Source organism: Comamonas sp. B-9 (genome assembly GCF_000410635.1).
In the GTDB taxonomy this organism is placed as follows: domain Bacteria; phylum Pseudomonadota; class Gammaproteobacteria; order Burkholderiales; family Burkholderiaceae_C; genus Comamonas.
Window position 1 is genome coordinate 32,367 of sequence record NZ_KE148576.1, and the last position, 6,126, is coordinate 38,492.

General features: G+C 65.7%; 5 protein-coding genes. All 5 read left to right on the forward strand.

Translation table 11 applies throughout. The features are described 5' to 3' along the window. On the forward strand, window positions 1-1,765 hold a 1,765-nt coding region (locus tag H928_RS27575; protein ID WP_043339962.1), incomplete at its 5' end, for a 3-hydroxyacyl-CoA dehydrogenase NAD-binding domain-containing protein. 165 nt (window positions 1,766-1,930) lie between these two features. Beyond that, window positions 1,931-3,127, forward strand: a complete 1,197-nt coding sequence (locus H928_RS0112885; RefSeq protein ID WP_021026881.1) for an acetyl-CoA C-acyltransferase — start codon at window positions 1,931-1,933, stop codon at window positions 3,125-3,127. 142 nt (window positions 3,128-3,269) lie between these two features. Then, the gene (locus H928_RS0112890; RefSeq protein WP_021026882.1) at window positions 3,270-4,466 is read left to right on the forward strand and encodes an acyl-CoA dehydrogenase family protein; all 1,197 of its coding nucleotides are present in this window, start codon (window positions 3,270-3,272) and stop codon (window positions 4,464-4,466) included. A 156-nt stretch (window positions 4,467-4,622) separates the two neighbouring features. Further along, the gene (locus H928_RS0112895; RefSeq protein WP_021026883.1) at window positions 4,623-5,780 is read left to right on the forward strand and encodes an acyl-CoA dehydrogenase family protein; all 1,158 of its coding nucleotides are present in this window, start codon (window positions 4,623-4,625) and stop codon (window positions 5,778-5,780) included. After that, window positions 5,780-6,126, forward strand: a 347-nt coding sequence (locus H928_RS0112900) for an enoyl-CoA hydratase-related protein (RefSeq protein WP_021026884.1), incomplete at its 3' end; no start/stop codon positions are given. The genes H928_RS0112895 and H928_RS0112900, both read left to right, overlap by 1 nt.

The following is a 6,126-nucleotide window of genomic DNA, read 5'->3' on the forward strand; positions in this document are numbered from 1 at the left end:
CGTCTCTGGCGCCAAGCTGGGCCTGCCCGAGGTGCAGCTGGGCCTGCTGCCCGGCGCCGGTGGCACGCAGCGCACCCCGCGCCTGATCGGCGTCAAGGCTGCGCTCGATCTGATGCTCTCGGGCCGCCACGCCAGTGCCGAAGAAGCGCTGGCCATGGGCCTGGTCGACCAGGTCGAGCCCGCAGGCAGCGATGCCCGCACGGCCGGCCTGGCTTACGCCAACGCACTGCTGGTGCAAAACGCCCCGGTGCGCCGCACCCGCGAAGCCACCGCGCTGGCCGACAAGGCTGCGTCGCAGGCTGAGCTCGACACCGCCAAGGCCGAGTCGGCCAAGAAAAGCCGGGGCCTGTTCTCGCCGGGCAAGATCATCGAATGCGTGCAAGGCGCGCTGGACCTGCCGTTTGAGCAGGGCATGCAAAACGAGCGCAAGCTGTTTGTGCAGTGCCTGGAGAGCCCGCAGCGCGCCGGCTTGATCCATGCCTTCTTTGCCGAGCGTGAAACCGCCAAGATCCCCGAAGCCAAGGCCGCCGCACCGCGCGCCCTGAACAGCATCGGCGTGGTGGGTGGCGGCACCATGGGCGCCGGCATCACCGTGGCGGCGCTCGATGCCGGCCTGCCGGTGGTGATGGTCGAGCGCGATGCGGAATCCATCGCCCGGGGCCGCGCCAATGTGGAAAAGGTCTACGACGGCCTGATCGCCAAGGGCCGCATGACGGCCGAGAAAAAGGCCGCCATCATGGCGCGCTACAGCGGCAGCACCGACTACGCCGCGCTCGCCCAGGTGGACCTGGTGATCGAGGCGGTGTTTGAAGAGATGGGCGTCAAGAAGGCCGTGTTTGCCGAACTGGACAAGGTCTGCAAGAGCGGCGCCGTGATTGCCACCAACACCTCCTACCTGGATATCGATGCGATTGCCGCGAGCATCTCGCGCCCGCAGGATGTCATCGGTCTGCACTTCTTCAGCCCCGCCAACATCATGAAGCTGCTGGAGATCGTCGTGCCCGCCAAGGTGAGCGCCGATGTGGTGGCCACTGCTTTCGAGCTGGCCCGCCGCATGAAGAAGGTGCCCGTGCGCGCCGGCGTCTGCGATGGCTTTATCGGCAACCGCATTCTGGCCGTGTACCGCGAGGCGGCCAACTACCTGCTTGAAGACGGTGCCTCGCCCTACCAGATCGACGAGGCGGTGCGCGAGTTCGGCTACCCCATGGGCCCCTTCCAGGTCGCCGACCTGGCCGGTGGCGACATTGGCTGGGCCACGCGCAAGCGCAAGGCCGCCACGCGCAACCCCCAGGCCCGCTATGTGCAGATTGCCGACCGCATTGCCGAGAAGGGCTGGTTTGGCCAGAAGACCCAGCGCGGCTACTACTTGTACCCGCAAGGCGCGCGCGTGGGCGAGCAAGACCCCGAAGTGCTGGCCATTGTGGATGCCGAGCGCCAGCGCGCTGGCGTGACGCCGCGCAGCTTCAGCAATGCCGAGATCATGCGCCGCTACATGGCCGCGATGGTCAACGAAGGCGCCAATGTGGTGCGCGAAGGCATTGCGCTGCGTCCGCTGGATGTGGATGTGACCTTCCTCTACGGCTATGGCTTCCCGCGCTTCCGGGGTGGCCCGATGAAGTGGGCCGACATGGTGGGCCTGGACAAGATCCTGGCCGACATCCGCGAGTTCGCCAAGGAAGACGCGCTGTTCTGGACGCCATCGCCCCTCTTGGTGGAGCTGGTGGACAAGGGCGAGAACTTCGAGAGCCTGAACAAGGCGGCCTGAGCGCATCGCGCCATCCGGTCCATCGAGGCCGGCAGTGCAGCCCGGGGCTTTCGCACAGCAAAACCCCGGGTTGCTACATAAAAAATAGCTGTTAGCGCTTGGGTGACAAGCGCTGGCGGCCGTAAAAATCACAATCAACGGTCGCTCAGACCCAAGGAGACATGCATGCGTGAAGCCGTCATCGTTTCGACAGCGCGTACGCCGCTGGCCAAATCCCACCGTGGGGAGTTCAATGTCACGCCCGGTGCGCAGCTGGCGGCGTTTTCCATCAGCGCAGCGGTGCAGCGCGCCGGCATCGACCCGGCGCTGATCGAAGACGTGGTGCTGGGCTGCGGCTACCCCGAAGGGACGACCGGCCGCAATATCGGCCGCCAGGCGGCCGTCCGTGCCGGCCTGCCCGTCAGCGTGGGCGGCACCGTGGTCAACCGCTTCTGCGCCTCGGGCCTGCAGGCGATTGCCTTTGCGGCCGGCCGCATCATTGTCGATGGTGCACCGGCGATGGTGGCCGGTGGTGTCGAGAGCATCTCGCTGATCCGCTCGAGCAACACCAACCCCTCGGATGCCGATCCCTGGCTGGTGGAGCACAAGCCCGACCTCTTCATGGCCATGATCGACACCGCCGATGTGGTGGCCAAGCGCTACGGCATCAGCCGCGAAGACCAGGATGCGTTCTCGCTGCAAAGCCAGCAGCGCACCGCAGCGGCGCAGGCCAATGGCACCTTCGACAACGAGATCGTGCCCTGCGCCACGCGCATGGCCGAGAAGAACAAGGAAACCGGTGAAGTCAGCTACAAGGACGTCACCGCGACCATGGACAACTGCAACCGCCCCTCGACCACGCTCGAAGGTCTGGCCAAGTTGGAGCCCGTCAAGGGCGCGGGCAACTTTGTCACCGCTGGCAATGCCTCGCAGCTGTCCGATGGTTCGGCCGCCTGCGTGCTGATGGAAGCGAAGGAAGCGGCCAAGCTGGGTCTGGCGCCGCTGGGCGCCTTCCGTGGCCTGGCGATTGCCGGCTGCGAGCCCGATGAGATGGGCATTGGCCCGGTGTTTGCCGTGCCCAAGCTGCTGGCGCGCCACGGCCTGACGGTGCAGGATATCGACCTCTGGGAACTGAACGAAGCCTTTGCCTCGCAGGCGCTCTACTGCCAGCGCAAGCTGGGCATCCCGATGGAACGCCTCAACGTCAACGGCGGCGCGATCTCCATCGGCCACCCCTTTGGCATGACCGGCGCGCGCTTGACCGGCCACATCCTGCTCGAGGGCCAGCGCCGCAAGGCCCGGGGCGAGAAACTGAAGTGGGGCGTGGTGACCATGTGTGTGGGCGGTGGCATGGGTGCCGCTGGCCTCTTTGAGATTTTCTGACCCCCCCTGAGGCGTTGCGCGCTATCCCCCAGGGGACGACGCCACCGCTGCGGGGCGGCCCTTGCTGGGCATCACCCAGATTGCGCAGCGCAGAGTTTGAGATGTGCAGGCCTTGCCTGCCCACGTTAATGAGGAGATAGCCATGGACTTGCAATTCAGTCCCGAAGAAGAAGCCTTCCGCGCCGAAGTACGTGCGTTTCTGAAAGACAACCTGCCCCAGGACCTGGCCGCCAAGGTCAAGGCCGGCCAGCGCCTGACGCGCTTTGACCAGGAAAACTGGCATGCCATCCTGAACAAGAAGGGCTGGCTGGCCTACCACTGGCCGCAGGAATTTGGCGGCACGGGCTGGTCGCCGGTGCAGAAGTTCATTTTTGACGACGAATGCGCACTGGCCGGTGGCCCGCGCCTGGTGCCCTTTGGCTTGTCCATGCTCGGCCCGGTGCTGATCAAGTACGGCAACGAGGCGCAGAAGAGCCACTGGCTGCCGCGCATCCTCAATGGCGATGACTGGTGGTGCCAGGGTTACTCCGAGCCGGGGGCCGGCTCCGACCTAGCCTCGCTCAAGACCACGGCTGTGCGCAACGGCGACCACTACATCGTCAACGGCCAGAAGACCTGGACCACCCAGGGCCAGCACGCCAACATGATGTTCTGCCTGGTGCGCACCAACAAAGAGGTGAAGTCGCAGCAAGGCATCAGCTTTGTGCTGATCGACATGAACCAGCCCGGTGTCGAAGTGCGCCCCATCCGTACCCTGGATGGCGACAAGGAAGTCAACGAAGTCTTTCTGACCGATGTGAAGGTGCCGCTGGACAACCTGGTGGGCGAGGAAAACAAGGGCTGGACCTATGCCAAGTACCTGCTGACCTATGAGCGTACTGGCATTGCCGGCGTGGGCTTCTCGATGGCCGGGCTGGAAAAGCTCAAGGTGATTGCCCAGCGCGTGCAGCGCAATGGCAAGCCGCTGATCGAAGACCCGCAGTTTGCCACCCGCATGGCCAAGGTCGAGATTGAGCTGCTGAACATGGCCACCACCAACCTGCGCGTGATCGCGTCGGTCGCGGGCGGCGGTGTGCCGGGTGCCGAGAGCTCGATGCTCAAGATCAAGGGCACTGTTGTGCGCCAGGAGCTGCTGTCGCTGATCCGCCGCGCGATGGGCCCCTATGCGCTGCCCTTCATCGAAGAGGCCCAGTTTGCCGAATACGCCGACGAGCCGGTGGGCCCCAAGGAGGCGGCCACGGCCGCTGCGGCCTATTTCAACTACCGCAAGCTGTCGATCTTCGGCGGCTCGAACGAAATCCAGCGCAACATCATCTCCAAGATGATCCTCGGCCTATGAAATAAGCCACCCCCTGAGGCGCTGCGCGCCTTCCCCCTGGAAGGGGGACGACGCCTATGCTGCGGGGCGGCCCTTGCTGGCGTCTCACAGCTGTGCCCTGCAGGTTCCAGGCGCTGCGATCTCAGCAAGCGCCATGGTTAGATAAGGAGATTTTTTATGAACTTTCAACTGGATGAAGACCGCCGCATGCTGGCCGATGCGCTGGGCCGCTACCTGAGCGAGCAGTACAGCACCGAGTACCGCAACAAGGCCGCCTATGGCGCCCTGGGCTTTAGCGCCGATACCTACGCCAAGCTGGCTGAACTGGGGGCGATTGGCGCGCTGTTCAAGGAGGCCGATGGCGGCTTTGGTGGCGATGGCGTCGATATCAGCGTGGTGTTCGAGGCACTGGGCACGCACCTGGTCGCAGAGCCACTGCTGGGCGCCCTGCTGGTAGGCCGCGCGCTGACCGAGGCCGGCAGCGAGGCGCAAAAGGCGCAGCTCGAAGGCATCATTGGCGGCGAGACGATTGCCGCGCTGGCGCATGACGAGCCCGCGAACCACTATGAGTTGAACCGCGTGGCCACCACCGCCCAGACCGAGGGCGATGGCTGGGTGCTGAACGGCAGCAAGGCCGTGGTGCTGTTTGGCGACCAGGCGCAGCTGCTGCTGGTCTCTGCCCGCACGGCAGGCGCCGTGGGCGATGAGGCGGGCATCTCACTGTTCCTGGTGCCGGGCGATGCCGCTGGTATCAGCAGCCGGGGCTATGGCCGCATCGATGGTGGCCATGCCGCCGAGCTGGTACTGGCCAATGTCAAGGTCGGTGCCGATGCCTTGCTGGGCAAGCTGGGCGAAGGCCATGCGCTGCTCGAACGCATCTGCGGCTTTGGCCTGCTGGCGCTGGCGGCCGAATCGCTGGGCGCGATGGATGTGGCCAAGAACCACACCCTGGAATACCTGCGCACCCGCAAGCAGTTTGGCGTGCCGATCGGCAGCTTTCAGGCGCTGCAGCACCGCATGGCCGATCTGCTGCTCGAAGCCGAGCAGGCGCGCTCGGCCGTCATCAACGCGGCTGCTGCCATCGACAACCCCGACTACCTCGAGCGTGAAAAAGCGCTGTCGGCCGCCAAGTACAGCGTGGGCCAGATTGGCACCCTGATGGCCGAAGAGGCGATCCAGATGCATGGCGGCATTGGTGTGACCTGGGAGCTGCCGCTGGCGCACTACGCCAAGCGCATCATCATGATCGACCACCAGCTGGGCGACATGGACCACCACCTGGCGCGCTACATGGCGCTGCAGGCCCAGGCACGCGCTGCAGCCAAGGCCGCCTGATGACGACCGCCAGCAACGCAAACCCCGCGCTGCTGGCGCGCCGCGAAGGCGGCGTGCTGGTGCTGACCAACAACAACGAGGCGGCGCGCAATGCGCTGTCGCCCGACTTCTACCTGGGCCTGACGGCCGCGCTCAAAGCAGCAGCCACCGACCCGCTGGTGGGTGCCATTGTGCTCACCGGTGCGGGCGGGCATTTCTGCTCGGGTGGCGATCTGCGCCGTATTGCGACGCGCCGGGACCAGCCCGCAGAAAAGCGCCGCGAGCTGCTCGAAGGCCTGCATGACCTGGTGCGTGCGCTGCGCGACTGCCCCAAGCCCGTCGTGGCGGCGGTGGAGGGCGCGGCCGC

Bases quoted from the DNA above. Each gene is read 5' to 3' on its own strand.
- H928_RS0112895 (WP_021026883.1), top strand. From the start codon at position 4,623: ATGAACTTTCAACTGGATGAAGACCGCCGCATGCTGGCCGATGCGCTG.
- H928_RS0112885 (WP_021026881.1), top strand. From the start codon at position 1,931: ATGCGTGAAGCCGTCATCGTTTCGACAGCGCGTACGCCGCTGGCCAAA.
- H928_RS0112890 (WP_021026882.1), top strand. From the start codon at position 3,270: ATGGACTTGCAATTCAGTCCCGAAGAAGAAGCCTTCCGCGCCGAAGTA.